Source organism: Glycomyces niveus (genome assembly GCF_017592475.1).
Classification (GTDB): domain Bacteria; phylum Actinomycetota; class Actinomycetes; order Mycobacteriales; family Micromonosporaceae; genus Glycomyces; species Glycomyces niveus.
In genome coordinates this window covers 12,215-39,041 of the sequence record NZ_JAGFNP010000017.1, presented here as the reverse complement: position 1 = coordinate 39,041, position 26,827 = coordinate 12,215, and the positions used below count along the sequence as shown (strand labels likewise).

Annotated in this window: 20 protein-coding genes, 1 tRNA gene and 2 pseudogenes; 11 read left to right on the top strand and 12 right to left on the bottom strand. The window is 68.9% G+C overall.

What is annotated here, in order from left to right; all coding sequences use genetic code 11:
- Positions 1 to 101: 101 nt before the first annotated feature.
- Positions 102 to 1,037: pseudogene (locus J5V16_RS22990) on the bottom strand (hypothetical protein); the annotation flags it as partial.
- 9 nt (positions 1,038 to 1,046) lie between these two features.
- Here J5V16_RS22990 and J5V16_RS25860 point away from each other — a divergent pair.
- A complete protein-coding gene (locus J5V16_RS25860) occupies positions 1,047 to 1,229 on the top strand; it encodes an FAD-dependent oxidoreductase (RefSeq protein ID WP_208499501.1) in 183 nt (60 codons plus the stop codon).
- A 1,067-nt stretch (positions 1,230 to 2,296) separates the two neighbouring features.
- Here the strand turns inward: J5V16_RS25860 and J5V16_RS22980 are convergent.
- Complete coding sequence (locus tag J5V16_RS22980; protein ID WP_208499499.1) at positions 2,297 to 2,782, bottom strand: hypothetical protein; 486 nt, start codon at positions 2,780 to 2,782, stop codon at positions 2,297 to 2,299.
- A gap of 311 nt (positions 2,783 to 3,093) precedes the next feature.
- A complete protein-coding gene (locus J5V16_RS22975) occupies positions 3,094 to 4,977 on the bottom strand; it encodes an RCC1 domain-containing protein (protein WP_208499496.1) in 1,884 nt (627 codons plus the stop codon).
- A 579-nt stretch (positions 4,978 to 5,556) separates the two neighbouring features.
- Here J5V16_RS22975 and J5V16_RS22970 point away from each other — a divergent pair.
- The 3 genes and pseudogenes from J5V16_RS22970 (at position 5,557) to J5V16_RS25855 (ending at position 7,355) form a co-directional block, all read left to right on the top strand.
- Positions 5,557 to 5,907 (top strand): replication initiator, encoded by a 351-nt coding sequence (locus J5V16_RS22970; protein ID WP_332842096.1) that lies wholly within the window; start codon positions 5,557 to 5,559, stop codon positions 5,905 to 5,907.
- A 14-nt stretch (positions 5,908 to 5,921) separates the two neighbouring features.
- Entirely contained in the window at positions 5,922 to 6,137 is a 216-nt protein-coding gene (locus J5V16_RS22965; protein WP_208499491.1) for a helix-turn-helix domain-containing protein, read from the top strand.
- A pseudogene (locus J5V16_RS25855) lies at positions 6,134 to 7,355 on the top strand (site-specific integrase). The gene J5V16_RS22965 and the pseudogene J5V16_RS25855 overlap by 4 nt, the downstream one beginning before the upstream one ends.
- 76 nt (positions 7,356 to 7,431) lie before the next feature.
- Here the strand turns inward: J5V16_RS25855 and J5V16_RS22945 are convergent.
- A tRNA-Lys gene (locus J5V16_RS22945) sits at positions 7,432 to 7,507 on the bottom strand.
- A gap of 476 nt (positions 7,508 to 7,983) precedes the next feature.
- Between J5V16_RS22945 and J5V16_RS22940 the strand changes: the two genes are divergently transcribed.
- The gene (locus J5V16_RS22940) at positions 7,984 to 8,727 is read left to right on the top strand and encodes a YaaA family protein (RefSeq protein WP_208499480.1); all 744 of its coding nucleotides are present in this window, start codon (positions 7,984 to 7,986) and stop codon (positions 8,725 to 8,727) included.
- A gap of 359 nt (positions 8,728 to 9,086) precedes the next feature.
- Here the strand turns inward: J5V16_RS22940 and J5V16_RS22935 are convergent, their stop codons facing one another.
- The gene (locus J5V16_RS22935; RefSeq protein ID WP_205325795.1) at positions 9,087 to 9,584 is read right to left on the bottom strand and encodes an inorganic diphosphatase; all 498 of its coding nucleotides are present in this window, start codon (positions 9,582 to 9,584) and stop codon (positions 9,087 to 9,089) included.
- 55 nt (positions 9,585 to 9,639) lie between these two features.
- Here J5V16_RS22935 and dacB point away from each other — a divergent pair, with 55 nt between their 5' ends.
- Positions 9,640 to 11,079 carry a D-alanyl-D-alanine carboxypeptidase/D-alanyl-D-alanine endopeptidase gene (gene dacB, locus J5V16_RS22930; protein ID WP_208499478.1) on the top strand — a complete coding sequence of 480 codons (1,440 nt, stop codon included), beginning with the start codon at positions 9,640 to 9,642 and terminating at the stop codon, positions 11,077 to 11,079.
- A 71-nt stretch (positions 11,080 to 11,150) separates the two neighbouring features.
- On the opposite strand, the gene J5V16_RS22925 is transcribed toward dacB, so the two are convergent.
- Positions 11,151 to 12,953 (bottom strand): carbohydrate-binding module family 20 domain-containing protein, encoded by a 1,803-nt coding sequence (locus J5V16_RS22925; RefSeq protein WP_208499475.1) that lies wholly within the window; start codon positions 12,951 to 12,953, stop codon positions 11,151 to 11,153.
- 306 nt (positions 12,954 to 13,259) lie between these two features.
- On the opposite strand from J5V16_RS22925, the gene J5V16_RS22920 reads away from it, so the two are divergent.
- Both J5V16_RS22920 and tilS read left to right on the top strand, forming a co-directional pair.
- Positions 13,260 to 14,378, top strand: coding sequence for a zinc-dependent metalloprotease (locus J5V16_RS22920; protein WP_208499472.1), 1,119 nt, complete (start codon positions 13,260 to 13,262; stop codon positions 14,376 to 14,378).
- Between the two features lie 5 nt (positions 14,379 to 14,383).
- Positions 14,384 to 15,406 carry a tRNA lysidine(34) synthetase TilS gene (gene tilS, locus J5V16_RS22915; RefSeq protein WP_208499469.1) on the top strand — a complete coding sequence of 341 codons (1,023 nt, stop codon included), beginning with the start codon at positions 14,384 to 14,386 and terminating at the stop codon, positions 15,404 to 15,406.
- Between the two features lie 299 nt (positions 15,407 to 15,705).
- On the opposite strand, the gene hpt is transcribed toward tilS, so the two are convergent.
- Entirely contained in the window at positions 15,706 to 16,284 is a 579-nt protein-coding gene (gene hpt, locus J5V16_RS22910; RefSeq protein ID WP_307793047.1) for a hypoxanthine phosphoribosyltransferase, read from the bottom strand.
- A 337-nt stretch (positions 16,285 to 16,621) separates the two neighbouring features.
- On the opposite strand from hpt, the gene ftsH reads away from it, so the two are divergent.
- On the top strand, positions 16,622 to 18,601 hold the full coding sequence (ftsH, locus tag J5V16_RS22905) for an ATP-dependent zinc metalloprotease FtsH (protein WP_307793046.1): 1,980 nt from the start codon (positions 16,622 to 16,624) through the stop codon (positions 18,599 to 18,601).
- 117 nt (positions 18,602 to 18,718) lie between these two features.
- Complete coding sequence (folE, locus tag J5V16_RS22900; protein ID WP_208499462.1) at positions 18,719 to 19,360, top strand: GTP cyclohydrolase I FolE; 642 nt, start codon at positions 18,719 to 18,721, stop codon at positions 19,358 to 19,360.
- Positions 19,361 to 19,476: 116 nt separating this feature from the next.
- Here the strand turns inward: folE and J5V16_RS22895 are convergent, their stop codons facing one another.
- Positions 19,477 to 20,133 (bottom strand): hypothetical protein, encoded by a 657-nt coding sequence (locus J5V16_RS22895; protein WP_208499459.1) that lies wholly within the window; start codon positions 20,131 to 20,133, stop codon positions 19,477 to 19,479.
- Between the two features lie 159 nt (positions 20,134 to 20,292).
- Here J5V16_RS22895 and J5V16_RS22890 point away from each other — a divergent pair, with 159 nt between their 5' ends.
- A complete protein-coding gene (locus J5V16_RS22890) occupies positions 20,293 to 20,958 on the top strand; it encodes a hypothetical protein (protein WP_208499456.1) in 666 nt (221 codons plus the stop codon).
- On the opposite strand, the gene J5V16_RS22885 is transcribed toward J5V16_RS22890, so the two are convergent.
- From J5V16_RS22885 to tmk, 4 genes are all read right to left on the bottom strand, one after another.
- Entirely contained in the window at positions 20,955 to 21,515 is a 561-nt protein-coding gene (locus tag J5V16_RS22885) for a hypothetical protein (RefSeq protein ID WP_208499453.1), read from the bottom strand. The genes J5V16_RS22890 and J5V16_RS22885 overlap by 4 nt on opposite strands.
- Positions 21,516 to 21,570: 55 nt before the next feature.
- The gene (locus J5V16_RS22880) at positions 21,571 to 23,082 is read right to left on the bottom strand and encodes an alkaline phosphatase D family protein (protein ID WP_408612515.1); all 1,512 of its coding nucleotides are present in this window, start codon (positions 23,080 to 23,082) and stop codon (positions 21,571 to 21,573) included.
- A gap of 363 nt (positions 23,083 to 23,445) precedes the next feature.
- On the bottom strand, positions 23,446 to 24,594 hold the full coding sequence (locus J5V16_RS22875; RefSeq protein ID WP_208499447.1) for a DNA polymerase III subunit delta': 1,149 nt from the start codon (positions 24,592 to 24,594) through the stop codon (positions 23,446 to 23,448).
- Positions 24,591 to 26,765 carry a dTMP kinase gene (gene tmk / locus J5V16_RS22870; protein WP_208499444.1) on the bottom strand — a complete coding sequence of 725 codons (2,175 nt, stop codon included), beginning with the start codon at positions 26,763 to 26,765 and terminating at the stop codon, positions 24,591 to 24,593. Before tmk ends, J5V16_RS22875 begins: the two co-directional genes overlap by 4 nt.
- Between the last annotated feature and the right edge of the window lie 62 nt (positions 26,766 to 26,827).

The window sequence follows — 26,827 nt, the reverse complement described above, 5'->3', positions numbered from 1 at the left end:
CTCGCGTCACTCGACCGCGACTTCCGGCCGCGGTGGCGCAGCATCGCTGTCTCGGCTGTCTGCGACTCCGGACGCGACGGATTGGTCCCCTGCCTGACAGGTCACGACACGGCCGGCAGGTCCCACAAAGGCGGTATGCGTGTCGGCTTCCACGAAGGGTCGGGTTTGGATGGTTCCGATGGCCCCGGTCGCCATCTCCGGTTGTGGATGGCCTGTGGATAGCCGTTCGCTCGCCGTGGCCTGCCGGTTCCCGAGGGTGGGAACACGACTTCGGACAGGGGCGGTTGCCCTGGGCCGATGAGGTTGGCTTCGTCGAATGCGGCCTTCACCGGCGGGAAGGCGTTCGTCGCATCGTGCCCCATGCCCGGGTACTGGCTGCCCTGCCCGGTGAACAGCGCCGCAACCCGGCTGCCGTCGCCTCCCGCGCTGCGGCGGTAGAAGACGCCGTCACGGTTCCACTCGTCGGCGTCGATACGGTCGCGCAGCTCGGTGACGGCCGCCGTGAGCCGGGTGTCGTAGTCGCCTTCGTCGGCGGCGACGAACCCGATCCGAGCGTGATCGGGTGGGATCGCGGCTTCAGGATCGGCAGGCGCTCCCGAGGTGAGCCGGTCGAGCAGCACTGCGGGGTCGGGGGCGTGCCAGAGGCAGGCGAACGGGACTCTGTGCGACAGCCTGCCGGCCGGGTCGTCGTGCTCCTCAAGCACCACATGGAAGTTGACGCCGCCAAAACCGAACGAGGAGACGCCCCCTCGCCGCAGAGGCCGGTGCGGCTCCCTGATCCATGGCCGCGCGGTGCCGTTGACGTAGACGGCGCCTTTGGCACGGGTCGCCTCCTCGCACGGCTCGTCGGCGTTGATGTGCGGCGGAAGGATCTTGTCGTGCAGCGCCATCGCCATCTTGATGAGGCCCGCTGCCCCCGCGGCCGCCTTCGTGTGCCCGATCTGGGACTTGACGGATCCGATTGCCACTGAGTGGGGACGGGCGTCGCCAAAGTGCCGGTTGAGCGTGGCGAGCTCGACGCCGTCGCCTGTCGGAGTGCCGGTGCCATGGCGGAGGGAAGCATTGTCGTGGTTGGCGCCGGCATCATCGGGGCATCACTGGCGTACCACCTGGCCGGGCGCGGCCGATCCGTCACGTTGATCGATGCCGGCCTGCCGGGTTCGGGCGCCACCCGCGCGCGCCCGGCGAGCGCGTCTTCGCCCGCTCAAGAAATGGTGCATCCTGCATAGGCTCCGCTGCGACCCTTGCTTGGCCACACAAACCGCTCGTGCTATCGCCGTACTCAACCATCAAGAACAGCATCCAAGTTGATACCGGATCTCTGTAACACCAAGCGCCACAATGGTATTGAAGTTTCACTGCCATTCTTGCACGTCGCCTCTCCGGAGAACCGGCGCAAGTGCTCGGGCCACCAGCCCGGTAATCTGACTCACATGTCCCTCACGGGCCGAATCTTGGCCGGACTCTATGGCTTGGCGGGTTTGCTCCTCGCCGGCATGCCTATAGCGCGGGGCAATCTCATCGAAGCCAACATTGTTGATCCATGAGACAAACGCGAGCGCGTCGCTTCGATAGACCGTCGCATGCTGCAGGGCGTCTCGGATTCCTCGTGCTCGGCGACGCGGTCGCCACCGTCGATCCTGTCTACGGGCAAGGCATGTCAGTCGCCGCCCTCGGCGCGCTCGAACTGCACCGCCGAACTACTGGGTCCGTGCTAGAAGAGGTACAACTTCTGCTGGCACGAAAACGGGAGCCACACAACGGCTTCGCAACCTCTCGCATGTTCGCATTGCTCGAAAGCGAGTGAGCTCGATATCGAAGGTCGTTGCGCGACCGAGCTTTGGTCCCTGGCGAGGGAGAAACCAGAGATGGCAACGCAAGGACTCAACCTCCATGTCACCAGCTGCATTTCTCATGGCAGGGAGCAGGAACTTCGGGGAGGACGGATCTAGCTCCGCCCTCAGAGCATCAGTTGAACTCCAAGCGGCTCCCCAACGCCGTTCCTTCGAAAGCTCATGAGCCGCAACAAGCTCATCCATCGTCACCATCTTGACCACATAGTCGACATCGTCCATACCGATTTCAGAAAATCGTACGGGCTCTTCGTCCTCCACATGACCCTCCTGGATCGGTCCGCGAACTCGTCAGATCGCGATGGTCACTCCACCGGGCGGAAGACTACAGCTCGGAGCCAGGCGTCATGAGCTCCAGGCCGACCACCGGGTCCGGATCATGGCCGCCGGGGTCATCTCACACCGGAACGGCCCAGAGATTAAAGCGCAAGCTAGGTGAGATTTCAAGGTCGAAGTTGCCGGAGTAGACGCACTACGTTTACTACCCTGGGACCATCCGCTTCTTCTCCAAAACATCGGTGCAGCGCCTCGATAACGAGATGTTCTAGTTCTGAATCGCCAATCTTTGAGATATCTCCGTTCACAGGAGCCAGCAGGACTATCAACTCTCGAACAACGTCTGAATATTCGTCTGGATTTCCCGGATAAACCACCTCCATCGGGTCAGCAGTCTCCAGGCTTGTCGAGAGATCTGAATAGGTCTGCGGAAACCGCCGCTTCAGAATCCGCTGCACCAATTTCTCTTCGCCATCCCCTAGCAGCCAGAAGGACTCACTCAGGGTTGCTTCATCTTGCGAAGTCATCGACGCTCCAGGATTGTCTTGAAAACGACATTGCCGTTGGGCTTGATCTGATAGACAGCGTATCCACTGGTGCCGATCGGCACCAGTACACCGCATCAGCAGGAGCAGGAGCAGGAGCAGGAGCACCGATCGCAGCATAGAACGCACCACGAAACGCCGACAAAGCTGACGGGTCGCCGGCCGTCCTGGCTTGCCCCGGCTCAGTAGCGGATGCAGTCGCGAACTCTTGTGGCACAACGACGATGATGAACCATCGACCTCAGGATGCTTTCAAACACCCTGCAGCACAGGCTAAACAGGTTAAAACGCAAGCTAAGTCCCGCCTCCGGCACATGGATCCACGAACCCGGGCGCAATTCCGATACCGCGCCCCGGAGCCGCTCAGCGACGATGCTCGTCGCTGAGCGGCTCCGTACTGGGCACGGCCGGTTCGTTCGCTATCGCTTTCCAGCGAGCTTGCGCATCAGTCGGGCCGCCATGAGCAGCAGCGTTCCCAGCGCCGCCACTGCGAGACCGGCCGCCGCGGCGACGCTGGTGTTGTTGCCGGTCTCGGGCAGACCCTGGCAGGGGCCCGGCTGCTCCGCTTCGCCACCGGGAAACGGCGGGTCACCGCCGTTGAAGTCGCTCGCAGTCAAGCTGCCGCCGTCAGTGCCGGGCGCGCCGTCGCCGTCCCCGTCACTGCCGGAAGGCGGGTCGGTGCCGTCGCCGTCCGAGGGCGGATCATCGGTGTCGCCGTCGCCATCACCATCAGTGCCGTCGTCGGAGGGCAGGTCGTCGCCGTCACCGTCCCCGTCGACGTCCTCGCCCCCGTCTTCATACGGCGGGAAGTCGCATTCGGTGTACGTCACGGTGACGGTGACGGGCTCGGAGTCGGAAGGCGGGCAGAGGCCGTCACCTTCGTAGTGGGCGACGATCTCGCGCTCCCCTTCGGTCAGCGCATCGGTGACGAGCACCGCGACGCCTTCTTCGAGTGCGGCGGTGCCGAACTCCTCGCCGTCGACGAAGAAGGCGACCGTGCCGGTCGGCGTGCCGGTCGTGCAGGCGACCTCGGCGGTCAACGTCACCTCGTCGCCGAGCTCGGCTTCGAGCGGGTCGGCGGTGAGCGTGGTCGCGGTCTGCGGCGACTGCGCGATCGCGAGGCTGTGGTAGCTGCCGACGCCGATGGCGACGAAAGCGTACGCCTCCGGCTGCACGACCTGGACCGGCTCGTTGCGGTTGGTGGTGGTCCCGTCGCCGACTTGGCCGTAGCGGTTGTATCCCCAGCCGTACACGGCGCCGTCCGAGGTGAGCGCGATGGCGTGGTCGTCGCCTGAGTCGACGGCGGTGACCTCGGTGCCGTCGGGCATGTGGACGGACACCGGCTCGGTGCGCCTGGTGTTGGTCCCGTCGCCGATCTGGCCGTACGAGTTGTCGCCCCAGGCCAGCAGCTCGCCGTTGGCGGTGATCGCGAAGCTCTGGAACCCGCTCGCACCGGCGATGGCGGCGACCTCGGTGTCGGCCGGGAGGTGGACGCTCACCGGCGACGTCCGGGTCGTGGTGGTCCCGTCGCCGATCTGGCCGCCGCCGTTGTAGCCCCACGCCAGCAGTTCGCCGCTGGAGGTCAGAGCCAGGCTGTGGTCGTCACCGCCGGCGATCATGGTCGCGGTCGCGTCATCGGGAAGGGGGATCTCGACCGGCGTGGTCCGTTCGGTGGTGGTGCCGTCGCCGACTTGGCCGAAGTCGTTGTCGCCCCAGGCGAAGACCGTGCCCTCGGCGGTGAGCGCGAGGCTGTGTCCGGCACCGGCCTCAATGGCAGTGACGGTGGTCCCTGCCGGGAGCTGGACCTCGACGGGAACACCGCTCTCATCGTTCGTGCCGTTCCCGAGCTGGCCCCACTCGTTGTAACCCCACGCCAGCACGGCGCCGTCCGCGGTGAGCGCCAGAATGTGGTCGTCACCCACGGCGATCGCTTCGATCGACACGCCGTCGGGGAGGTCGACCTCGACGGGCTCGGTGCTGTTGGTGAACGAATCCTCGCCGAGCTGGCCGACGTCGTTCTGGCCCCACGCGAGGACCTCGCCGTCGGTGGTCAGGGCGATGGAGAACCCATAGCCGCCGCTCACCGCGGTCACACTGGTGCCGGCGGGCAGTGCGACCGGGCCGAGGATCGGCTCCCCTGCGGCATTCGTGGCGCCGTTCCCCAACTGGCCGTATTGATTGCGGCCCCAAGTCAGGACCTCGTCGCCGGTGGCCGCGGCAGCCGGCACCCCCGTCACGACGGACCCGGCGACCGCGGCGATCGTCACCGCGGCCGCAAGCCCTCGTCGCATTCCAGAACCCATGCACCCTCCTCCTTGAGGTCGTGCTGTCCGATGGAAACTCCGAACCTACGGCCAATCGAGGCAGCCCACAGGTGAACGCGCAGGCACACTCGGAACAAACCGACGTTCATGTTTCCAATGTGCACATTCTGGTGGAGAGGCGCGGCTATCCCGCGCCGAACCCAGACAGATCAAATTGTGGTTACCGTCACTCCAAGCCCCGCTCGTTAGACCTTGCATGGCGCAGGGCGGAAACGATGATCGCGGCACGCGGCGGTCGATGTCCGCCTCTACTTGCGCTTCGGGCACGGCTCAGGCGGCGAGGACTGTCCTATGTCCTGGCCGTCTCCTCCACCACCCCGGTCGTTGTCGAATCGGGGAAGACCACGGCCGCGGAGGCGATCGAGCAGGCCGGGATCGCCTGGCAGAGGCGCTCGGCCGGGAACGGAGCGAAACGACTGCGCCGCTACGACTGGGCCTGGATCGACCTGGTCGGCGAGGGCGCAGATGCCGAGCGCGGCAATGGCCGCGCTCCCCTGAGGAGCATCCGCTGGTCCTCGTCCCGCACCGGGGGGCTACGCCGACCCCGAGGGCGACCACATCGCCCGGCTCATCGCCGCCTGCTGGAACCTCGGCGGCGATACGGGCTGGTTCCGGCTGCGCAAATGGGCGCACATGCTCGGCTTCGGCGGCCACTTCATGACCAAAGCGCGCGCCTGGTCGGCCACCTTCGGTGCCCTCAGAGACGCACGCGCCCAATGGATTCGCAGTCAACACGAGGTTGACACCGAGGCGGCTGACACGATCGTCCTCGTCAACTACCTGCGTTATGACGGCACCGGCTGGCACACCGAAGCTGACGCCCTCATGGCCTCCTCCGCCGCTGCTCGCGCCCGAGAGCAACGGCAACTCGCCCGCGAAGCCTTGCATGAACTGAACACTATGGATTGATTGGATTGATTGCTATGGATGGAAAGGTCGTTCTCGCGCCACGTTGGTACACGATGGCGCAGGTCGCCGAACTGCTCGGCTACAGCGTTGCCAAGGTAAAAACCCTGGTCTACTCCGGTGAGCTGCGGTCGCTCAAGGACGGCGGTAGCCGCCGCAGCCTCCCCCAGTGGGTAGATGAGTATGTCGAGCGCAAGGCCGCCGATTCCGAGGTCATGGAGTTGGCGGCATGACTGGACGGAAGCGGGGCAACCGCGAAGGCTCGATGTACCCCTACAAGGACGGCTGGGCTGCCTACGTCTGGGTGACGACGCCGTCAGGGCTGCTGAAGCGCAAGTACGTGACGTCCAAGGACCGCGACACGTGCCACGCCAAATGGATTGAGTTGCAGGCCAAGGCGAGAACTAACGTGGTGTCTACGAGCACTGACACCGTGGCCGCGTACGCCGCGTACTGGCCCGAGGAGATCGTCAAGCCGAACCTCTCTCTGGGAACGTATATCAACTACAGCGGTTGGGTGCGGACTCAGATCGCGCCGGGCATCGGCGGCAAGAAGCTGACGACGCTTCGGGTGCGTGACGTGCAGGTCTGGTTGAACAAGGTGGCCGCAACCTGTCACTGCTGCTTCCAGGGAAAGGACACTGGACGCATGCCGGAAAAGCGTCGATGCTGTGCGCTCAAGAAATGCTGCAAGGACTTGTACTCGAAGGAGTCGCTCCGAGGGCTGCGGCGGACCTGCGCGCAATGCTCGGGTGTGCCGTCGCCGAGGAGGAGATAGACAAGAACGTCGCCTCCCCGGTCAAGGTCCGCCCGGTGCGCAAGCACAAGACGCAGCGTCGTCGTTGGAGTTCCGAGGAGGCTCGCCGGTTCTTGGAGTCGGCGCGTGAGGATGACGATCCCTGCTATGTCCGCTACGTCGGCGTTCTCGTGCTCGGGCTGCGCAGCGGCGAAGCGCTCGGCGTCGGCGAAAGCGAGTTGGATCTTGAAGCGGGGCAGCTCGGCTGGCGTGGCAGCTCCAGCGGCTGGGCAAGGAACTGTCGTTGAACGAGTTGAAGACCGATGAGGCCGAGGACTACTTGCCGCTGCCGGACATCTACGTGACGGCGGCCCGTATCCGCCTTCGGCAGAAGGAGCTGGACCGTGCGGCTGCCGGGGAGGCGTGGCAGGGCTCGGACCTGTTGCTGACCTCGCGGATTGGAACGCCGCTTGAGCCTCGGAGTTTTGCGCGGATGTGGGATCGTCGCTGCGATCTGGCGGGGGTGCCTCGCATGACTCGGCGCGATGCTCGCCGAACCTGCAGCTCGCTCCTGGCGGACCTCGACGTTCACCCTCGGGTTGCGATGCGCATTCTTCGTCACTCGAAGTTCGACATCACGATGGAGGTCTATACGAAGGTCTCCGATGAGGCCACGCGCGAGGCGCTGCGGCGTCTTGGGGAGGAGCTGGGCTAGCTGCTGTACTCCGGTGCTGTACCGGGCGGGCATTCGGGCTCGCCCGGTTTCTTGCGCCCTGGCTGAGCTGGGCTTTTGGTGGGTCCAGTGGGACTCGAACCCACAACCTACGGATTAAAAGTCCGCAGCTCTGCCAATTGAGCTATAGACCCAACGGGGAGATTACCGCATCAGGGGAGTGCCGGTGCGGGTGGCGGGGGCCGGATGGCCTGCGGCACTCGGATTGTCGGCGGCGGGTGCGATAGTGGCGGGAGGCCGGTCGTCCACAGCCTGTGGACGACGCGCAGGAGGCAGTGAGCGATGGCTGAGAACCAGTTCTTGGACGGACTCCACCGCCGGGCCGGTGGCGGTGGAGCCTGCGGCGGGCGGTGTGGGCTTCGCACCGCCGCTGGTGGACGGCGCGGCGGCAGTCGCGGAGCACCGCCGCCGCGCCTATTCGACCAGCGTCGCACGCAGTCCTCGGTGGGGTCGGACCCGCTCCCGCTTGATCGAACATATGTACTATAAACCATGGCGTCAACCCCGCACACACCCGGTCGGGTGAATTCCCAACGGATCTGAGGAACGCGCTCGCCGCGCGGCACGGCCCCGGCGGCACCAGGCGGACGGGCAGGTAGACTCGCCTGCTGTGCTCATACTGCTGCCGCCGTCAGAAGGAAAGGCCGGTCAAGGCGACGGTCCGCCCTTGGACCTCGGCCGACTCTCCTCACCCGCGCTGAACCCCATCCGCGAACTCCTCGTCGACCGCCTGGTCGAGCTGTGCGCCGACGAGGACGCCGCCGTGAAGGCGCTCAAACTCCCTGCGAGCGCACGCCATTACGTCCAGGCCGGCCGGACGCTCCGCACGGCGCCGACCCTTGCGGCGTGGGAGCTGTACAACGGCGTCCTCTACGACCGGCTCGGGCTCGGGGACCTCCCCGACGGCGAGCAGGTCTTCATCGCGTCGCCGCTGTGGGGGCTCCTGCGGCCCTCCGACCGGGTGCCGCCGTACCGGATGCCGATGTCTACGCGGTTCGCCGGGCTCGACACGCTCGCGAAACTGTGGCGACCGGCCGTCGCCGACGTGCTCGGCGCCCGCGATGAGCTCATCGTGGACCTCCGCTCGGGCACGTACGCCCAGGTGTGGGGTCCGAAGGACCGCGGCGTCGCCGTGCGTGTGTTCAAAGAGGACGCGGACGGCGGACGCAGCGTGGTCACCCACATGGCCAAGGCCACCCGAGGCGAGGTCGCCCGCGCGCTCCTCGCCGGCGGCGCCCGGCCCGAGTCCGCGGCGGATCTGGCTGACTTCCTCGCCGGGCAAGGCTTGAAGGTCGAGCTGAGCGAACCGGCGACGCGCTCCAAGCCGTGGCAGCTCGACATCGTGAGCACCTGAGTCCATAGCTACCCTCGCGTGTAGTAGCGCGGGCCCCCGGCAACAACCCTGCCTCGGGGAACCTGAAGCGGAGCTGAAGGCGGAAGCGGGCAGCGGGCAGCAGGCAGCAGGCAGCAGGCAGCAGGCAGCAGGCAGCACGGTAGTTACCCTCGCGTGTAGTACGGAGCGCCCCCGGGCAACAACCCTGCCGCAGGGATGCTGAAGGGGAGCTGAAGTGCTTCGCGGGCAGGGTGAACGGGCGGCAGTGACGATGGCGGCGGTGGCCCTGGCGGCGGTCGTGGTCGCGGTGTAGACGAAAGGAACGGCCCGGACGTGGTGCGTCCGGGCCGTTCCTTGTTTAGTTCGTGGTGCGTGTCCCGCTAGTGGTTCGAGTGGTAGCCGTTGGCCTTGGCGCGCTCGAAGGAACGGCGCACCTCTTCCTCGGCTTCCGCCCGTCCGGTCCAAGTCGCGCCTTCGACGCTCTTGCCAGGCTCCAAGTCCTTGTACACCGTGAAGAAGTGCTGAATCTCCAGGCGGTCGAACTCGGGAACGTCGGCGATGTCCTTGAACCGGTCCTTGCGGGGGTCCTCGGCCGGAACGCACAGCACCTTGTCGTCCACGCCCTTCTCATCGCGCATCCGGAACATGCCGATGGCACGCGCGCGGATCACGCAACCGGGGAACGTCGGCTCCACCAGGACCAAAGCGTCCAGCGGGTCGCCGTCCTGGCCCAGCGTGTCGTCGATGAAGCCGTAGTCGGCCGGGTACACCGTCGCGGTGAACAGCGTCCGGTCCAGACGGATGCGTCCGGTCTCGTGGTCGATCTCGTACTTGTTGGCGCTCCCTTTCGGGATCTCCACGGTCACGTCGAACTCCATCGGCCGACCTCCTCCAGGCTCAAATGCAGTGCTCTTAATGGCCTAGTCTCTGTGCATGTCCCTCAGCGACAACGCCGACCCCAAGGTCGCGAGTAGTACGCCACACGCCGCACCCGCCCCGCAGCAGGGCGGAGCGCGCCGCAGACGGGCGCTCACCTGGGTACTCGCGGCCCTCGCCATCGTGGTCACCGTAGCCGCAGCGGGGGGTCTGGTGTGGCAGATCTCGGCCGTCACCAGCCCTCGGACCGGGACGCTCACCGCACCCGAGGCCTATCCCCCGGCCGAGCCCGCGCCCGTGCTCGCCGGGTCGGACGCCGACGCGCCGCTCCCCGACCTCGCCTCGGTCCTGCCGGACCTGCTCGCCGACGCCCGCCTGAACGGGAGCCTCTCCGCGTCCTTCGCCGACGCCCTGACCGGGGAAGTCCTCTTCGAGCAGGAGGCGACGACCCCGCTCGCGCCGGCCTCCTCCATGAAAGTGGTCACTGCCGTCGCCGCGTTCCAGCACCTCGGCGCCGAATACCGCATCCCGACCAAGGTCGTGGAGGGCCCGACCGAGGACAGTGTCGTGCTCGTCGCCGGCGGCGACCCGACCCTGACCGTGGACGGCGAGGGCTACTACACGGCGTACGGGAAGGGCGCGAGCCTCACGGAGCTCGCCGAACTCGTCCTCGAAGCGCGCGGCGGCACCGCGCCGACCACCGTCTACCTCGACACGAGCGTGTTCACCGACTCGGTCAGCGCCGCGGGCGTGACCGCGGCCGAACTGGACACCTCGACCGCGCCGATGGCGCCGATCATGGTCGACGGCGGCCGCACCGACAACACGTTGAAGTACTCCCCCCACCACGCCGACCCGGCGCTGGTCGCCGCCCAGGAGTTCGCGAACCTCCTCGGCGCGAGCACCGTCGAGGCCGGGACCGCCGAAGCGGGCGCGGCCGAGCTGGCCGTCGTCCACTCCGCGCCGATGTCCGCGCTCGTGGACTCGTTCATCCTGACCTCGGACAACCTGCTCTCAGACGCGGTGGCGCTCCAGACAGCGCTGGTGGTCGAAGGCGAGATGACCTGGGCCGCCATGTCGACCGTGCACGCCGCGACCCTCGAAGACCTCGGGGTGAACACGGCCGGGCTGGTGTTCCACGACGGGTCCGGGCTCTCCCCCGACGACCGCATGACCGCGGAGGCGTTCACGCAGATGTTGCTCGGCGCCGCCGGGTCGCAGGCGTCGTCGGTGTTCGAGTCGCTGCCGGTCGCGGGCTACTCGGGCACACTGGACGACCGCTTCGGCGACGCCGAGGAAGGCATGGGCGTCGTGCGGGGCAAGACCGGCACCCTCACGCAGCCGACCGGCGTCATCTCCCTGACCGGCACGCTCACCACCGCGGACGGCAGGCAGCTGATCTTCTCGCTCATCAGCAACGGCCACACGACCGGGACGGAAGCCGTTGAAGCGGCCATGGACGCGGTCACCGCCGAGGTGTCGCAGTGCGGCTGTTAGTTCGGCAGGCGACGGAAGCGCGAAGAAGGGGCCCCGGGCTGTCGCCCGGGGCCCCTTTGCGTCGCTCGGGGTTACGCGACGTTCCAGGTCTGGTTGAGGTTCAGGCAGCCCGAGGCGGGCACGGTCGCCGTCCGGTTCCCGATCGACTCCCAGGTGTAGGCGCCCGAAGAACGCACGATCACGTATTTGTACTGGAAGGTCGTGCCCGCCGGGAGGCCGGCGATCGTGCCCTTCCACACCGGGTACGACGCGCCCGAGAGGTGCGCCGAGCTGATCGCGGTCCAGTTGCCGAGCTGCGGGATCGAACCGACGATGTACACCTCGTCGCCCATGTTCGTGCCGCTCACGGTCGCGTTCACGGCGACGCAGTCGTCCGCTTCGCCCTCGTTGCCGCCGCCGCCCGAGCTGTTGCCCGCGTAGATCGCCAGCGCGGTCTTCGCCGCGACGGTGGCGGTGAAGGCGCCGCCGGAGACGGTGACGGTGCTGCCGGAGATGACGTCGACGTACGAGCCGTTCGGGAGCGAGGTCGTGAAGGTCTGGGTGATCGAGGAGGTGCCGGCGTTGACGACGGCGTGGCCGGCGTCGCCGCGGCCGAAGGCGAGGGCGTCGCCTGAGCCCCAGGTGTTGACGACGGCTTCGCCGGCGGTGGCGGCGCGGAAGCCGGCCATGCCGCTCATGTAAGGGGAGCGGTGGAGGCAGGTGAAGGCGCCGGTGCCGCAGACGGCGTCGGCGACGGAGCCGTCCGGGTTGAGGGGCGGGGCGGCGTGGTTGTTCGCGAATTCGTAGCCGGTGTAGGAGGCGGGGGTGCCGAAGGGGTGGGCGAGCATGAACGCTTCGGCGAGGAGGTAGTCCTGGCCGTACTGGTAGTTCATGGTCTGGGAGCCGCGCTCGGTGTCGTGGTTGGCGACGAAGACGCCGGCGGGGGTGGTGTAGCCCCAGCTGGTGCCCATGGTGGTGAGGTGGCGGGCTTCGGAGCCGCCGTTGATGTGGTTCTTGAGGTCGTAGGCGTAGCTGAACTCCTGGACGTCGCCGATGCCGGTGTACTCGGCTTCGGTGATGGGTTCGCCGGCGGCGCCGATGACTTCTTGGACGATGTAGGGGTCGCCGTCGACGAGGTTCATGATGGCGGCGAGGTCGGTGGCCGAGATGTGCTTGGCGGCGTCGACGCGGAAGCCGGCGACGCCGAGGCTCTGGAGGTCGTCGAGGTAGGCGGCGATGGTCTCGCGGACGTCGGTCTGGGAGGTGTCGAGGTCGTTGAGGCCGACGAGGTGGCAGTTCTGGACCTGGTTGCGGTCCTGGTAGTTGGTGATCTCGCAGTAGGAGGAGCCGGTGTTGTGGAAGTCGGAGGCGTCGTAGCCGGCGTCGGGGTAGTGGAACTGGCGGTATCGGCTGCCGGCCCAGCCGGTGCGTTCTTCGGTGGCGGAGCCGGCGGCCATGTGGTTGATGACGACGTCGGCGATGACGCCGATGCCGTTGGCTTCGCAGGTGGCGACCATGTTCTGGTATTCGGCGCGGGTGCCGAGGCGGGATTCGATCTTGTAGCTGACGGGCTGGTAATGGATGTACCAGGCGTGTTCTTCGCCGGCGGTGGCGTCTTCGCCGAGGATGTGCTCGTTGGGCGGGGAGGTCTGGACGTAGGTGTAGCCGGAGTCGGCGAGGGGGCCGGCGCATTCGGCGGCGATGGAGTTCCAGGTCCATTCGAACATGTTGAGGGTGGAGTCGCCGCCGGTGAGGGCGGCGGCGGGGGCGGCGTCGAGGGGTTGCGGGGCGGGGTCGTCTCCGGTCGGGGCGGTGGGGACGGCGGCGGCGAGGAGGGCCGCTAGGGCGGCACCGCCGATGGCGGGCAGTGCGCGGCGGCGGACGTGGTGAGGCATCGTTGCTCCCTTTGCAATTCCTGCCTGCATTACTGCAAGATGTTGCGGACTCGAGAAGAACGTAGCATCCGGAGTCCGATAGTTTCAAGATGTTCGATATTTGAATCCGTTTTGTCACTGTGAGTGAAATGCGGCACGGGCGAACCGCCGCAAACCGCTCCCCCTGCTGGAAGCGGTCGGCACGGCGGGCGGCAACGGCGGCAAACAGCCGCGGTCAAGCTTGAGCCGCAGGTCCGAAACGTGCCGGTTCGCGCCCGCTTGCGCGTGCCAGTGGCGCCGCAACTGCGCTATGGATAGGCTTGTCCGATGGCGCCGCCCGCAGGAAACCCGATGCTGCCGTCCGTCGACTGGCAGACCGCCGCCTCCTGCTCCCGCGCCTTCAGCCGCGGCGGCCCCCGCATGAGCCCCGAAGGCGCCCTCGACGTCGTCGCCGACCTCCACCGGCACGCCCGCACCGCGATCGACCTGGTCACCGACTACACCGGACTCGTCCCCGGCCACGCGGTGAACGTCGACGTCGTCGACCGCACCCGCTGGAGCCGGGCCAACATCGCCGGATTCCGGCGCCTCCTCACCGAACTCGGCGCCGAAGACCTCGACCCGAACGCGCCCGTCCCGGCCGCCGCCAAGCTCACCGGCGTCCAGACCGGCGCGGTCCTCGCGTTCCTCTCCTCCCGGGTGCTCGGCCAGTTCGAGACCTTCTCCACCGACAGCGGGCGGCTCCTCTTCGTCGCCCCCAACATCGTCGAAGTCGAACGCCGCCTGCGCCTGCCCTCGCGCGAGTTCCGCCTCTGGATCGCCGTGCACGAGGCCGCGCACCTCACCCAGTTCACCGCCGTCCCGTGGATGCGCGGGCACTTCCACGACCTCATCCACGCGTTCTTCGACGCCGCCGAACCCGACCGCTCCACCGCCTCCGGCCTCGCCCGGGCCGTGCGCCGCGCCCTCGCCTCGGCCCGCGAAGAGGAACGCGGCGGCCCGCCGCGCGAAGAGGCACCCGGCACCGACGTCATGTCCGCGGTCACCAGTCCTGAACAGCGCGAAGCGATCTCGCAGATCCAAGCGCTCATGACACTGCTGGAGGGACACGCCGAATCCGTCATGGACGGCGTCGGCCGCACCGCCATCAACCACGTCGCGCTCCTGCGCCGCCGCTTCGACCGCCGCCGCGCCAACCCGACCACCCTGCAGCGGTTCCTGCGCCAGCTCCTCGGCCTCGACGCCAAGATGCGGCAGTACGCGGCCGGCCGCCGCTTCGTCGACCACGTCGTCGCCGAGCACGGCGTCACCGGCTTCAACCGCGTCTGGGAACGCCCCGAGCACCTGCCCACCGAGACCGAGATCGACCACCCCGACCGGTGGATCGCGCGCGTCCTGCGAGGCCAGGGCCTCGCGCCGCAGCGGCTCGGCGCCAGGCACGGCTGACCGGCATGGCGAAACTGCCGCCGGCGGTGGCGCGCCTGCGCGTCGCCGTCCGCGACGCGATCGCCGACCTGCCCGACGGATCGCTCGTCCTCGCCGCCTGCTCGGGCGGACCCGACTCGCTCGCGCTCGCCGACACGCTCGCGTTCTGCGCGCCGCGCATGGGCCTGCGGGCCGGGCTCGTGACCGTCGACCATGGACTGCAAGAGGGTTCGCGGGAACGCGCGGCGGCGGTCGTCGAGTGGGCTAACCGTGTGGGATTCGAACCCGCACTGGCAATTGCGGTCGACGTCGGCGGTGCGGGCGGGCCGGAGGCGGCCGCTCGAGCGGCCCGGTACGCGGCGCTGGACGAGGCCGCGCGGCGGCACGGCGCCAGCGCGATCCTCTTGGGGCACACCAGGGACGACCAGGCCGAGACGGTGCTGCTCGCGCTCGCGCGCGGCGGCGGGCCGCGCGGGATCGCCGGGATGCGGGCGGTCCGGGGCGTGTACCGGCGGCCGCTGCTGGGCGTCTCGCGGGCGGACACGCACGCGGCGTGCGCCGAGCGCGGGCTCGAGCCGTGGGCGGACCCGCACAATGCGGACCCGCGGTTCCTGCGGTCGGCGCTGCGGCCCGCGATGGACGTGCTGGCGGCGACGCTCGGCGAGGACGTCGTGGCGAACCTCGCGCAGACGGCGGCGCTCGTCGGGGCCGACACTGATTATCTGGACGGCGTGGCGCGGGAGGCGCTGGAGGCGTGTCGGGTCGAGGGCGCTGCGGGCGAGGTCGAGGCCGGTGGGCTCGATGCGAAGCGGGTCGCGGCGCTGGCCGGGCCGGTGCGGCAGCGGGTGCTGCGGGCGTGGGTGCTCGAGGCGGGGGTCGACGGGTCGGCGCTGAACCACCGGCATCTCGAGGCGGTCGACGCGCTGGTCGCGGCTTGGCGCGGCCAGGGTCCGACGTTCCTTCCCGGAGGGATCGAGGTGCGGCGCAGCGGCGGCCGTCTGACGGCGGTGCCCGGTGCGCCGGGCTGGTCGGATCCGGGGCAGCACTGAGCCTCAGACGCCCGCGTTTTCAGCGCCCCCTGGCAAGACCCTGGCATGCGGGTGCGACATTCGCGGCTTCGAACAGGTCGCGCGGGGCGCTCGTGTTCGGGGCTGGATGGCGGGCATCACGGAGCCTCAGGCGCCCGCGTTCTCGGCGCCCTCGGGCAAAACCCTGACATCCGGGTCTGACAATTCGGGGGGCCGGGCGGTGGGGTTCTGCTTGTAGCGAAATAAATAAGGACGGCCCGCGCGGGGCGCGGGCCGTCGGGGACGGGAGTGGGGAGGGCGCTGGGGTGCGTCCTCGGGAGTTACTTCTGGTAGACCGCCGGGTTGAGGACGCCGATGAAGGGGAGCTCGCGATAGCGCTCGGCGTAGTCGAGGCCGTAGCCGACGACGAACTCGTTCGGGATGTCGAAGCCCAGGTACTTGACGGGGATGTCGACCCGCTGGACGCCCGGCTTGCGGAGCATCGAGACCACCGAGACCGAGGCGGGCTGCAGGCCCTCCAGGTACTTCAGCAGCCAGTCGAGGGTGAGCCCCGAGTCGATGATGTCCTCGACCACGAGGATGTGCTTCCCGGTCACATCGGAGTCGATGTCCTTGAGGATGCGCACGGTCCCCGACGAGGTCGTCGAGCTCCCGTACGAGGACAGCGCCATGAACTCCATCTTCACCGGCACGCTCAGCGCCCTCGCGAAGTCGGCCATGAACATGACCGCCCCCTTGAACACGCCCACGAGCAGCAGCTCGTCGCCGTCCTCGAGCACGCCGTCGGCGTAGTCGGCCGAGACGCGGGCGCCGAGTTCGGCGACCTTCGCTCGGATCTCGTCTTCGGTGATGATGGTGCGCTCGATCTCCTCGGCGTACCACGAATCAGGATCGAACACCGCGTCCCGCGCTGCAGCGGACGGGACGGAAGGTGGGCTGGCTAGCTCCGACGTCATGTAACAAGGGTGCCACCCGATCGCCCGCGGCGCTGGCTTGGGTGGGCGAACTCAACCCGCCCGTGGTACTAATTACGGTCTATCAGCCGGCGGGGTAAGGCGGTATCCGTCGCGACGGGCCAGGGGTGCTGACGCTGCGGGACGTCGGACCTCCGCACCGTGTACGTTCGAGTTGTCCAGCCCTGCAGCCCAGGAAACCCTGTGGGGCCGCGGTGAAGCTAGCGAGCCGCGAACGAGACAGCATCGCTCTCGAGAACGCGAATTACGCAGGAGGAAACGAGTGGTCGACGCCGGGAGACCCACACCTGAGCGGAAGCGGTTCTTCCGCAGGCCGCTCGTCTGGATCGTGCTCATCGCCCTCATCGCGGTCCTGATCGGCAGCTTCTGGTCCGGCGGCTCCGACTACGAGGAGGCCACGACCTCCGAAGTCCTCAAGGACATCAACGACGGCAACGTCAAGGAGGCCAACCTCCTCGACAAGGAGCAGCTGGTCCAGCTCACCAAGAGCGACGGCAGCCAGGTCGAGGCGTACCTCCCGGCCGGGATGATGGAGACCGTCGCCACCGAGCTCGAGGACGCGGGCGTCAAGTTCGACACCGAGGTCAACGAGACCTCCGTGTTCGTGTCGTTCCTGCTGAGCCTCCTCCCGATCGTGCTCATCGTCCTCCTGCTGCTGTTCTTCATGTCGCAGATGCAGGGCGGCGGCTCGCGGGTCCTCAACTTCGGCAAGTCCAAGGCCAAGATGGTGTCCAAGGACACCCCGAAGACCACGTTCGACGACGTGGCCGGCGCGGACGAGGCCGTCGAGGAGCTCCGCGAGATCAAGGACTTCCTCGAGGACCCGAAGAAGTACCAGGAGATCGGCGCGAAGATCCCCAAGGGCGTCCTCCTGTTCGGCCCTCCCGGCACCGGCAAGACCCTCCTCGCGCGCGCCGTCGCCGGCGAGGCCGGGGTCCCGTTCTACTCCATCTCCGGCTCCGATTTCGTCGAGATGTTCGTCGGCGTCGGCGCCAGCCGCGTCCGCGACCTGTTCACCCAGGCCAAGGAGAACGCCCCCGCGATCGTGTTCGTCGACGAGATCGACGCCGTCGGCCGCCACCGCGGCGCCGGCATGGGCGGCGGCCACGACGAGCGCGAGCAGACCCTCAACCAGCTCCTCGTCGAGATGGACGGCTTCGACACGCGCGGCGGCGTCATCCTCATCGCCGCCACCAACCGCCCCGACATCCTCGACCCGGCCCTGCTGCGGCCCGGCCGCTTCGACCGCCAGATCCCCGTCGACGCCCCCGACAAGGAAGGGCGCCAAGCGATCCTGGCCGTCCACGCCAAGGGCAAGCCGTTCGTCCCGAACGTCGAGTTCGAGACCATCGCGCGCCGCACGCCGGGCTTCTCCGGCGCCGACCTCGAGAACGTCATCAACGAGGCCGCGCTCCTGACCGCCCGCCACAACGAGAAGGCGATCTCGGCCGCGTCCCTCGAAGAGGCCATCGACCGCGTCATCGCCGGACCCGAGCGCAAGGGCCGCGTCATGGGCGACGCCGAGAAGAAGATGACCGCCTACCACGAGGCCGGGCACGCGCTCGTCGCCCACGCGCTCCCGCACGCCGCGCCCGTCCACAAGCTCACGATCCTCCCGCGCGGCCGCTCCCTCGGCCACACGCTCGTGCTGCCCACCGAGGACAAGTACACGCAGACGCGCTCGGAGATGATCGACACGCTCGCGTACGCGCTCGGCGGCCGCGCCGCCGAAGAGCTGGTCTACCACGACCCGACCACCGGCGCGTCCAACGACATCGAGAAGGCCACCAAGGTCGCCCGTGCGATGGTCACCGAGTACGGCATGTCCGCCAAGCTCGGCGCCGTCAAGTACGGCTCCGGCGGCTCCGAGCCGTTCCTCGGCCGCGAGTACGGGCACCAGAAGGACTACTCCGACGACGTCGCCGCCGACATCGACGCCGAGGTCAGGGCCCTCATCGAGATCGCCCACGACGAGGCGTACGCGATCGTCACCGAATACCGCGACGTCCTGGACCAGATGGTCACCGAGCTCCTCGAGAAGGAGACGCTGAACACCGAGGACCTCGAGCGGATCGCGACCCGCGTGGTCAAGCGCCCGCCGATGTCCCCGTTCAACGGCACCGCCAAGCGCAAGCTCGGCGAACCGCCCGTCTCCACCCCGAACGGCTCCAAGCCCGCCGAAGGCCCCGAAGAGGGCATCGAGGTCGGGCCCTCCACCGAAGGGCAGACCCCGCAGCCGTAACCGGCAGTGACGACATTCACGCAGCGGCCCCTCCACCTGCAGGTGGAGGGGCCGTTCCGCGTCCACCTGATGGCCGAGGCCACTGGTGTTGTCAGTGATACGTCGTAAGCTTGTGCGATGGCTGAACTCGACAACCTGGCCGCGCGCCTCATCGACGGCCGCATCAACGGCAGCCCCGTCGAAGACGCGGTTGACCTCGAGCGGATCGAAGCCGCCGTCCGGGAGATCCTCATGGCGATCGGCGAGGACCCCGACCGCCAGGGCCTCCAGGAGACCCCGCGCCGCGTCGCCCGCGCGTACGCCGAACTCTTCGCCGGCCTGCGCGTCGACCCCGCCGAAGTGCTCAAGACCTCCTTCGACGAGAACCACGACGAGTTCATCCTCGTGCGCGAGATCGACGTGCAGTCCTTCTGCGAGCACCACCTGCTGCCGTTCACCGGCGTCGCCCACGTCGGCTACATCCCCGGCCCCGCCGGGAAGATCGTCGGCCTCTCCAAACTCGCCCGCCTCGTCGAGGTGTACGCCAAGCGCCCGCAGGTGCAGGAGCGGTTCACGAGCCAGATCGCCGACCAGCTGTACGCGTCGCTCGAAGCGAGCGGCGTCATCGTCGTCGTCGAATGCGAGCACACCTGCATGTCCATGCGCGGCATCAGGAAGCAGGGCGCGAAGACCATCACGTCCGCAGTGCGCGGGATCATGCAGTCCGACGCGCGCACCCGCGCCGAGGCGATGGCGCTCCTGCGCGGCACCACCAACTGACCCGGGCGACGCCCTGTCTGCCCAGGGGAACGCGAAGAGGCCGGATGCGGTGCATCCGGCCTTCGCTATGAGGGCGAGCGAGCCTAGGGGTGTCCAGGCATCGGAACGCTCGGTTGTTAGATGACCTGACCGGTCTGCGACTGGAAGGAGTCGCCCTCCGGCACGGCCTCGGTGTAGGCGGTGTCGAGGAAGCCGTCGGCGTCGCTGTCCGAGATCACGGCGTCGGTGATGCCGTCGGCGTTCGTGTCGAGGGACATCTCGTCCACCAGGCCGTCGCCGTCGTAGTCCGCGATCACGGTGTCGGCGTAGCCGTCCGCGTTCGAGTCGGTGGCGACCGAGTCGATGTAGCCGTCGGCGTTCGTGTCGGCCGAGACCTGGTCGGTCAGGCCGTCGCCGTCGGTGTCCGACTCGTAGGTGTCGAGCATGCCGTCGCCGTCGCTGTCCGAGGCGAAGGACTCGATGGTGCCGTCGCCGTCGGTGTCGAGCGACAGCTCGTCGGAGACGCCGTCGCCGTCGTAGTCGACCGCCATGCCCTCGGCGTCGCCGTCGCCGTCGGCGTCGATCAGGGTGACGCCGTCGGAGGAGATGGTGGAGTCCTCGAAGCCGTCGCCGTCGACGTCGAAGGTCTCGGTGACGGTGGAGACGGGGGACTCGTCGTACGTGTCCTCGTAGGTCTCGTCCGCGGCGTAGTCCTCGGTGACGACCTCTTCCTCGGCGGTGTAGTCCTCGGCGGCGACGTCTTCTTCGACCGCGGTCTCGTCGTACTCGCTCATAGCTCTTCCATCCTTAGTTGAGAAGTGTTCCGTGCTTGTGAGAAGAACTTTACGGCCGCCCTGAGGGGCGTGAATCCCCAGAGTGTGCCAACCCCCTATGCTTTCTTCCGGTCACCCTGGCACCCGCTCGTCACATCAGGTCTGGAGATCCCTTTGGGCATGCCCGACAACGCATCCAGCAGTGCCTTCGCCGTTCCCGAGCCCCCTCCGGCGCTGGTGCCGATGCCCGCGACGCGGGCGTTCGACCTGCACTCCTCGCGGGTGATCGCGGGCGGCGCCGGCTGCGGGTGGCAGTTCGACCTGCGGGCCGACGACCCCTTGACGAGAGACGGCATGCTCCTGGTGCCCTTGATATCCGAGGCCGACTACTACCGGGCGGTCGACGGCGACGGCGACGCGTACGCGAGCCTCGTCCCCGCCGAGGACGTGTGGGTGCAGCAGCCCGAACCCGGCACCGGATCGCCGCGCCCGGGCTACCTCATCGAACGCCTCTGCGATCCCGACGCGCCGCCGATCCGCCGCCCCTACCCGGCATCGGACGTGCCCGGCCTCATCGGGCGGCGGGTCTGGTACTGGACCGGCGGCGAGTTCAGAGACGACTTCCGCTGCGTCTCAGAGGCATTCGAGACCGACGGCGACTTCTGCGTGCGCGTGGTCGAAGAACGCGCCTGGTACCGCTGGCAGCGCACCGGCACGCTCCCGAAAGCGCGCGACGCGTTCATCCAGCACCTGTGGACGCCGTCACCCCCCCCCGCGCACCCGTCCCCCTATAAGGGACGCGGCGCCCGCCCCGGGGGCGGCGCGCCGCACCGGACGGGGTCCTAGTCGCGGCCGCGACGGGTCAGGACGGCGACCGCGAGCGCCCCAGTGAACAGGACGACGATCGCGAGGAGCGAGAGCAGTCCGGTCCAGCCGAGCACGTTGACGCCACCCGAGGCCAGCTGCGGCATCGCGATATCCGGATGGAGCACGGGGACGCCGTCCGCGTGGTTCCCGATGTCGAGGTACTCGACGGTCGCCCAGGCGTACAGCACCAGGCCAGCGGCGCTGACGTACGCGAGCCGCTGCACCACGCGCCGCGCGCGGTCGTCGCCGTCCCGCAGCCGCGCCAGCCGCTTCGAGCCCGCTCGGAGCAGCGGCCAGTGCGCCGCGACCGCCAACGCCGGCGGCACGACGAACATCGCATAGTCGTACCAGGAGAAGACGGCGAGCCCGCCCTCGTTGTCGGGGAACACCTCGATGTCCCGGTACAGCGCGACCAGGAAGTACGCGCTGTTGACGACAAGGTTGACGAGTGCGAGGGCCATCAGACCGCGGAGCCAGCGCGCGGCGGTCTCCAGGCGGTCGCCCGCGCGTTCGTCTCCGGCTTCGATTGCCGCCATTGGTGTCTGACCTTCCGTTTGTGTTCGGGCCGCGAAGTGTGCGCGGCGTTTCGGGCTAAGCCGCCGGTTCGATGGCCTGGGTGAACAGGTCGTTGCCGTCGAGGTCCTTGAGGGTCACTTCGCAGACCTCGGTCTCGGCGTCGATGTGGACTTCGCCGAAGAACTGGTAGCCGACGGCGGGGTTGGTGTTGGCGGCCGGCGGCGGCTTCTGGAAGACCACTTGGGGGCCGAAGGTGGCGTCGAGGCGGCCGGGGCCGAACGAGCCGGCGTTGAGCGGCCCGGAGACGAACTCCCAGAACGGGTCGAAGTCCTGGAACGCGGCCCGGTCGGGGCTGTAGTGGTGGGCGGCGGTGTAGTGCACGTCCGCGGTCAGGAAGACCAGGTTCCGCACGCCGTCGCGGCGGCAGTGGGCGAGCACGTCGGCGATGTCGAACTCGCGGCCCAGGGGCGCGCCGTTGTCGCGCTGGGCGATGCCTTCGTAGATGTTGGTGCCGTCGCCGATGATCAGGCCGATCGGCAGGTCGGCGGCGATGATCTTCCATGTCGCGGTCGAGGCCGAGAGCTCGGCCTTGAGCCAGGCGCGCTGCTCGTCGCCGAGGAGGCGCCCGCCTTCGGGGGCGTTGTTGGGGCCGTTGGCGTCCTTGAAGGTGCGCATGTCGAGCACGAACAGGTCCATCAGGGGCCCGTAGGCGATCTTGCGGTAGATCCGGTCGCTGCCGGGGAGTCCGACGGCGCCGGGCGTGTACTCGGCGAACGCCTGGCGGGCCCGCGCGGCGAGGACGTCGACGTTCTTCTCGGTGTACTGGGGAAGGTCGAGGATCTCGCCGGGGTACCAGTTGTTGACCACTTCGTGGTCGTCCCACTGGTTCACCATCGGCACCTTCGCGAGGTAGTCGCGGAGGTTGTCGTCGATGAGGTTGTACTGGAACTGGGCCCGGAACTCCGGCAGGGTTTCGGCCACTTTGGACTTGCCTGCGGTGGTGACGTTGCGCCAGACGGTCCCGTCGGGCTGGACGACCTCGGCGGCGATCGGGTTGTCGGCGTAGATGAAGTCGCCCGAGCAGAGGAAGAAGTCCGGCTCGGAGGTGGCCATGGTGTCGAAGATCCGGTAGCCGCCGAGGTCGGGGTTGATGCCCCAGCCCTGCCCGGCGAGGTCGCCCGACCACTGGAAGCGGATGTCGGCCGGAGCGTCCGACGCGGTGGTGAAGGAGCCCTGGAGCGGCGCCGAGCAGTGGTCGGCGAGGGCGCTGATCCGGTAGTGGTACGTCTTGCCCGGCAGCAGGCCCTGGAGTCGGAGCTTCCCGGTGAAGTCGGTGGCCTCGGTGAGGGCCGGTCCGGTGATCGTCCTGGCGCGCTTGAAGTCCGGGCGCGTCGCGAGTTCGACCCGCATCTGCGAGGCCCTGTCGGCCCGCGTCCATACGACGGCGCCGCGGTCGCTCACGTCCCCTGATTGGACGCCGTGGGTCAGTTGCGGCCGCGAGGCCGCGAACGAGATCCCCGGCAGTCCGAGCGCGACCGCGCCCCCGGCTCCAGCGGCCAGCAGCCGACGTCGGTTCATCTGCACCATCATCTCCATTTCGACTGCGCGTCCGCCGCAGCGGCACGCAGCGCTCACCTGCTGTCAATGCGCCGACCCGTCCGCTCGGCCGGCCCCTGCCGCTCACCTGCTGCGGGGCGGTCGGTCGGCTCGTTATCGCTTGGGGCGCATAGGGGTCGACTCCATCAAGACGTGACACCGCGGTCCGGCGGGCATCGTCCGAACGGTCAGGTATTGACATCCGAACGGATGATTCGGACCGTATCAGTTCGCGTCGCACGCGGTGGCGCTGGAACGGCACGGGGCGTCACCGCTCGCGAGAGGGCGCCCCGCTCCATCGCGTTGCGGGGCAGCGGCAGCGCGGCTGCGGGGCAGGGGCCGCCGAGGAGGGCGCTAGCTCTGCCAGAGCCTCGTCATCATCGCCTCGACCGCGATGCGGGGGCGGACGTTCGCTTCGATCGCCTTGCGGCACTCGAGGATCGCGTCGATGCGGCGGAGCAGGGACTCGGCGCTGAGCTTCGCGGCGGCCGCCCGAGTCGTGTCGGCCATGTCGATGTGGATCGGGTCGACGCGGGCGCCGAAACCGGCCGCGAGGGCGTCGCGGTAGAAGGCCGCGAGGTCCACGAGCGCACGGTCCAGGGAGTCGCGTTGGGCGCGCGTGTCGCGCGTCTTCTGGCGCTTCTCCAGCTCCTTCAAGGCCGCCGCGGAGCCGCGCGCGGCCTTCGACGCACCCTTCCCGGTGCCGCCCTTGCCGAGTGCGGTCTCGAGCGCTTCCTTCTCTGCCGCCGACTGGTCGGTGTACACGCCCGACGCTTCGGCTTCCGCGGCCTCGATCAGCTCGACCGCGGCAGTGAAGCACGCGCCCAGGCCCGTGAGGCGGCGCGGGATCTGCAGCACGTCATGGCGTTTCGCCCGCGCCTCCGCGTCCGTCGCCAGCCGCCGCGCCCGGCCCACATGCCCTTGCGCCGCAGCCGCGTACAGCTCGGCCTCGCGCCGGTCCAGACCGTCGCGGGTGACGAGCAGGTCGGCGATCGCGCCGGCCGGCGGCTGGCGCAGGCCCAGCACCCGACAGCGGGAGCGGATGGTCACCGAGATCTCCGCCGGGTTCGTCGACGGCGCGCACAGCAGGAACACCGTCCGCTCCGGCGGCTCCTCGACCGCCTTCAGCAGCGCGTTCGCGGCCGCCTCCGTGAGGCGGTCGGCGTCCTCGACGATGAGGATCTGCCACCGCCCCGACGTGGGCGCGCGGCTCGCCTCGAGGATGAGGCGGCGGACCTGGTCGACGCCGAGGGTGAGGCCTTCGGGGATGACGCGGGTGACGTCGGCGTGCGTGCCGCCCAGGACGGTCCGGCAGGTGTGGCAGTCGCCGCAGCCGCCGTCGGGGCATTGGAGGGCGGCGGCGAAGGCGACGGCGGCAGTGGAGCGGCCGGAGCCGGGCGGGCCTGTGAAGAGCCAGGCGTGGGTCATGCCCAGGCCGCGGGCGGCCTCGGCGAGGACCCGCTGGGCCTCGTCCTGGCCTACGAGCTCGTCGAACACGCTCACGGGCGGCCGGCTTCCTCGGTGAGGGTGTCCCAGCCGTAGTCCTTGGTGGACTCGGGGGCCGCGGGGGCGTCGGTGGCGGTGCCGCCGGCCGCGGCGTCGGTGCGGGTGCCGTCGAGACCGGGCCAACCCGACTCGGTGCGGGCGGTGTCGGTGCGGATGTCGAGGCGCGCGGCGACGGCGTCGCGGACGCGGGCGGCGATGTCGTCGGGGGTGCCGCCGGGCTCGATCACGAGGTAGCGGGCGGGTTCGGCGGCGGCGAGCTGGAGGAACGTCTCGCGGACCTTCTGGTGGAAGTCGAGCGCCTCCTGCTCGAGGCGGTCGCCGGTGCCGCCGGCCTTGGCGCGGTGGAGGCCGTCGGCCGGGTCGACGTCGAGGAGGACCGTGAGGTCGGGCTTGAGGCCGCCGGTGGCCCAGGCGGAGACCCAGGCGATCTCGTCCTTGCCGAGGGCCCGGCCGGAGCCCTGGTAGGCGATGGAGGAGTCGATGTAGCGGTCGGAGACGACGACCGCGCCGCGTTCGAGCGCGGGGCGGATGACCTTGTCGACGTGCTGGGCGCGGTCGGCGGCGTACAGGAGCGCTTCGGCGCGCGGGGCGGGCGCGGAGTCGCCACCGGAGTCCAGGACGAGGCTGCGGATGCGCATGCCGATGTCGGTGGCGCCGGGCTCGCGGGTGAGGACGGCCTCGTAGCCGCGGAGCTTGAGCCAGGCGGCGAGCTTCACCGACTGGGTGGACTTGCCGGCGCCTTCGCCGCCTTCGAAGACCACGAAGAAGCCGGTGCCGGCGACCGGGTCGACGGCGGAGAGAGGACGGCCGCGCAGGGAGGACCAGAGGTCGGCGAAGACGGGGACGCCGGGCTTGTCGTCCATGGAGCGGAAGGCGGTGACGCCGAGCCAGACGACGAGGGCGGCGGCGAGGAAGAGCAGGATGCGACTCATGGAGAGCGACACCTCGGTGAAGCCGAGGTCGAGGCTGCGGGCGGCCTGCCAGCCCGCGAGCGGCGCGGCGATCGTCATGGAGAGCATGAGGATGACGCGGGCGGAGACGGCGATGAACGCGAACATGCGGCCGCGGATCTCGTCCTCGGTCTCGCGCTGCAGGAGGGTGATCCCGGCGAGGAAGGCCATACCCGCGCCGAGGCCGATGATGAGGGAGCCGAGCAGGGAGAACACGATGTGGGGGGCGACGGCGTCGAAGGCGAGGCCGGCGCCGGCGAGGACGATGCTCATGCCGAACCAGCGGAGGCGGGAGAGCTCGCCGATGAGCTTGGGGCCGAGGGCGATCCCAGCGCCGAGGCCGAGGAAGAGGAAGACCGCGAGGGTGTAGAACGCGGCTTCGCCCGCGTCGAGCGTGGTGGCGTAGACCGTGCCGACGCCGATGAGGATCCCCGCGCCGCTGAACGCGCCGAGCATGCCGACGATGAGGCCGCGCACCCGCTCGGACGTGCGCAGGTAGGACCAGCCTTCGACGAAGTCGTGCCAGACGCTGGAGGTCTTGGCGGCGGCCTCGCCGATGCGGCCCGAGATCTGCGGGATGAAGAAGTAGACGGTGACCGCGAGGGTCGCGAACATCGCGGCGGTGAGGTAGAGCGCGATGACCATCGGCTCGGCCCAGGCGCCGAGGTTGGACCAGACGGCGGAGCCGCGTTCGAGGATCGCGAGGACGGCGAAGGCGAGCGGCGGGGCGATGCCGTACGTGGTGGCGAGGCTGAGCTGGTTCGCGGCCTCGTACTTCTCGGGCGGGAGGAGGTTCGGGACGGCCGCTTCCTTCGCGGGCGACCAGATGAGGACGGCGCCTTCGATGCAGAGCTGGGCGATGGCGAGCCAGGCGACGGTGACGGCGGTGTTGTTGGTGATGAGGTAGACCGTCGGGACCGAGGCGATGAGGAGGAAGCGGGCGGTGTCGCAGGCGGCCATGGTCTTGCGGCGGTCGAAGCGGTCGGCGAAGACGCCGGCGACGGGGCCGAGGACGAGGGACGGCAGGAGGCGCAGGACGATCGTGGCCGAGAAGGCGGCGCCCTTGGCGGCGGGGTCGTCGAACAGGGACTGCGCGAACCCGGCGGTGGCGAAGATGGCCAGCCAGTCGCCGAAGGACGCGAGTCCGAGGACGGTCCACAGGCGCCTGAACGGGCGGATCCGCAGCACCGTCTGGATGTCGCCAAGGGTGTTCGCCATGCTGCTCCTCGAAAGTCAGAGACCGCACCGGGTCGACTACGAGACTAGTCGGCCCAGTGCGG